Source organism: Amycolatopsis ultiminotia, from assembly GCF_039536925.1.
Classification (GTDB): Bacteria; Actinomycetota; Actinomycetes; order Mycobacteriales; family Pseudonocardiaceae; genus Amycolatopsis; species Amycolatopsis ultiminotia.
On record NZ_BAAAZN010000058.1, the window covers coordinates 1 to 870 of the forward strand.

Annotated in this window: 1 protein-coding gene; it reads left to right on the plus strand. The window is 66.2% G+C overall.

What is annotated here, in order from left to right:
* Positions 1–54 precede the first annotated feature (54 nt).
* Positions 55–860 (plus strand): IS5 family transposase gene (locus ABD793_RS42535; RefSeq protein WP_184779869.1). Its coding sequence is split into 2 segments (ribosomal slippage): positions 55–394 and positions 394–860, totalling 807 coding nucleotides; the frame shifts between segments, so codons are not numbered across the junction.
* The last annotated feature ends 10 nt before the right edge of the window (positions 861–870 follow it).

The window sequence follows — 870 nt, forward strand, 5'->3', positions numbered from 1 at the left end:
AGAGCGTGTCTCACTTGGTTGTTGGTTGAGGTGTGGGCATGATCATGAGCTGTGATGGACGAGTTGTCGCGACGGCTGGTGCCCGACGAGTTGTGGGCGCTGGTCGAACCGTTGATCCCGCCGGGAAAGACGCGCCCGCAGGGTGGCGGCATGTCACGAGTGGGCGACCGGGCGGTGTTCACCGCGATCGTGTTCGTGCTGACCAGCGGCTGCGCCTGGCGACATCTGCCGCCCAGCTTCGGGGTCACCGTGCCGACAGCGCATCGGCGGTTCACCGAGTGGACCAAGGTCGGCCTGTGGCGCGATGTGCACCGGGCGGTGCTGGACGAACTTGGCGGCAAGGGCATGATCGACTGGTCGCGTGCGGTCCTGGACGGAGCATCCGTCAGGGCCAAAAGGGGGGCGGTCTGACCGGTCGGAGCCCGGTCGATCGCGGCAAGCCCGGCTCGAAGATCCATGTGCTGTCCGACCGGGCCGGACTTCCGTTAACCGTTGGGATCTCCGCGGCCAACACTCACGACAGTCACGCGCTCAGACCCTTGGTCAACGCGCTGCCGCCGATCCGGTCTCGCCGCGGACCGCGCCGCCGGAAACCGGCCAAGCTCCACGCCGACAAGGCCTACGACATCCCAGCCCTACGCGACTGGCTCCGCCGGCGCGGGATCATCCCGCGCATCGCCCGCAAGGGCATCGAATCCACCGAGAAACTCGGAAGACACCGGTGGGTGATCGAACGGTCCATCGCCTGGCTGACCAGCTACCGGCGCCTGACCATCCGCTACGAACGCAAACCCAGCCACTACCTCGCCTTCCTCACCCTCGCCGCCACCATCACCTGTTACAAGAAACTCGCCAAATGAGACACGCTCT